Consider the following 2835-nt stretch of genomic DNA (forward strand, 5'->3'; position numbering starts at 1 on the left):
CATGTTCCAGTATAAGAACCACCTTAGAGAGTACCAGTGCACCCATCAATACCATAGATATATCATTGATTTTTATATGGTACTCCGCCAATACGAGGTATTTGATCAACATCATACTTGCTAGCCAAGAAGCAAAATACACTCCCAATACTATGATGACCTTAACCTCATTAAGTATTTTCCCCATCATAAATTCTCCTACTTTGTTTTTAAGACAAATTATTATATTTCATTTTTATCGACTTAAGCACATAAGATCCAATGAAAAATTTAGCGTGCTAAATGATAGTTTACTATATCCAAGAAAATAATCATTTATAGATTTATTCTTCAAACTTGTGCTAATCTCTGATGTGCTTTCATTTTTTTTTGAGTTGAGTAAAACTTGTAATTTAACATATTTTATAAGTTTTAGTTTTATAATACAACGATGCTAACCAGTCGATCGTCTTTTCAGCGTCGACTGAATTAGTCATTTTATTTGAGATACATCTGTGCTTTTGGATGTACAACCCACCGCTCGCTTCAATACGAATAATAACACGTATTCTATTTAATCATTTCTGCTTTCGGTGCTGTCCACGTCTTCATCTTTTCAAGATTAGGCTGGTAAATCCTCATAATAACGTCGATTCCCATATCCTTACGGGTGATAGGCAGCCAGTTCTCTGCCGGTACGCCTGCAGGTTTTTCAGCCGCGATGTGGATTTCAATGCCACCTTCTTTGTTAAGCTTCATCCCGGCATTCTGACCGACACTGTATTTATTTTCCTTGTTCGGGATGAAGAAACCCTGTTTCGTGTCATAAAGAGTCGCTGACCAGAATGCAATTGCAGGTGGAAGTTCGTCCTTGCTCATACGGATCACGTAATCGTGCATGGCATTCATCGGCTTACCATCTGTTGTACCGATCCCCGGATACATTGCCTCGGAGGCAGGTTGACCAAGTGGACCTACCACCGATTGAAGTACCATCGTGTCAATGTCCATTTGCCCCTTTGGATGGAACAGCTTGTATGTGAATGGCTTTGCTTTTTCCGGATCATTCCAGATATCACCCTGTTCTGCTGCGATCTTTGCAGCTACTGCTGAAAGCTGCTTTCCATCCAGTACCGGAACTTTAGAGGCATCATACTGCTTCCCAGGCTCAACACCAGCGGTCTTCAGTGCCGCCAGTGCCGCCTGGTCCATTTCATTGTTCTTATCAAAAGTGGTGTGATTGAAGACAAATTGCATGACCTCCTGAAAGTTGTTGGAAAATACCATCTGGTCGTTGCCATACTTCGGCATCTTCACAGGCTCTACAGGCTTTGCCGGCTTACCTTGGAACTCTGAGAGTGTCTGAAGTTTCACTTGGCTGATCGCGTCCATATTGGCTTTGAACTTTGCTGGGTCGTTTGCTTCAGGCATGACGCGTAAAAATGCTGTCGCGAAATCGCCGGACATCTGTATAATCTCATCTACGCCTTCAACCGGCTCACCATTGTAGCCTTCGGTGCGGGCAGAGTAGAAGAGCATGGTTTTTGCTTGTTTAAAATCGCCCTTGGAGGTAGCGAGGGGGATGTTACAGTAATGATCCAATGCAGAGGTTTCGAGTGAAACAAACCTGGAATCAAAAGCTGGGTATTGAATAACCACTGGGTCTTTACGTAGATCCAGCATGGAAAGAACGTAGAGTGTGTCATTGTTTGGTCGTGGGATTGCTCTCACAGATGCATCCATCAATCCCTTTGGATAGTGGGTCTCGTTCCATGACCCGGTGGCAAATGGATTCTTGGGTTGGACAACAAAGTTATTCAGAGTATTAAAGAGGGCAACATATTGGTAGGAACGTTTGACGAGTTCGGTCATTTCGGCATCGTTGGTCTCCGATGCATCAACAGTATTGAGAAATACTACAGAGCAAATTGCAAGTATTTTAGTGATTATTTTCTTTGTTCTCATCATGATTAGTCTCCTTTTTTCATGAATGCTGGGTTATTGAATGTGGATTCAATGACAAATAACTTTTTATTAGTAGTTCACTGAAAAGTATATCACAATAAATTATCTGTGGAAAAAGGTCAAGGTTTCAAGACTAAATTTTTCATTGGATCTTATGTGCTTAAGTCGATAAAAATGAAATATAATAATTTGTCTTAAAAACAAAGTAGGAGAATTTATGATGGGGAAAATACTTAATGAGGCTAAGGTCATCATAGTATTGGGAGTGTATTTTGCTTCTTGGCTAGCAAGTATGATGTTGATCAAATACCTCGTATTAGCAGGGTACCATATAAAATCAATGATATATCTATGATATTGATGGGTTCACTGGTACTCTCTAAGGTGGTTCTTATACTGAAACATGAAGTCTTTATAACGTTTTGAGTACAATAGTTGAGTACTAAAAAAAAAGGGTAAGAAGTAATGAAAAAAATATTGATTTACCTTGTATTATTCTCCATACTTTTTGCCCAAGATCATGTTCCCTACGTGGGAGATAAAGCATGTGTACAGTGTCATCATAAAGAGACACAAGAGTGGAAAGGTTCACATCATGACTTGGCAATGAAAGAGGCCAATGATGACACTGTAGTTGGTGATTTCAACAATGTTACTTTTGAACTGCATGGCGTCAAAAGCAGTTTCTATAAAAAAGATGGAAAATTTTTCATCCAAACAGATGGGGAAGATGGAAAATTGCATGAATATGAGGTCAACTATACATTTGGTGTCTACCCACTTCAACAGTATCTGTTAAAATTTGCAGATGGAAAATATCAGGTACTGGATATCGCCTGGGACAGTCGGTCTAAAGAAGAAGGCGGGCAGCGTTGGTTCCATATCCATCAA

The 2835-nt window shown here is 39.9% G+C and carries 4 protein-coding genes; 2 read left to right on the top strand and 2 right to left on the bottom strand.

Annotated elements, in window-relative coordinates:
* On the bottom strand, nt 1-190 hold a 190-nt coding region (locus tag ABYK33_RS15125), incomplete at its 3' end, for a hypothetical protein (protein WP_373034146.1).
* A 359-nt stretch (nt 191-549) separates the two neighbouring features.
* A complete protein-coding gene (locus ABYK33_RS15130; protein ID WP_373034147.1) occupies nt 550-1947 on the bottom strand; it encodes a DUF1214 domain-containing protein in 1398 nt (465 codons plus the stop codon).
* Nucleotides 1948-2161: 214 nt separating this feature from the next.
* Here ABYK33_RS15130 and ABYK33_RS15135 point away from each other — a divergent pair, with 214 nt between their 5' ends.
* The gene (locus tag ABYK33_RS15135; RefSeq protein ID WP_373034148.1) at nt 2162-2299 is read left to right on the top strand and encodes a hypothetical protein; all 138 of its coding nucleotides are present in this window, start codon (nt 2162-2164) and stop codon (nt 2297-2299) included.
* 110 nt (nt 2300-2409) lie between these two features.
* The coding region (locus ABYK33_RS15140) for a multiheme c-type cytochrome (RefSeq protein ID WP_373034149.1) at nt 2410-2835 on the top strand (426 nt) is incomplete at its 3' end.

Origin of the sequence: Sulfurovum sp. (assembly GCF_041562805.1) — a bacterium.
Lineage (GTDB): Bacteria > Campylobacterota > Campylobacteria > Campylobacterales > Sulfurovaceae > Sulfurovum.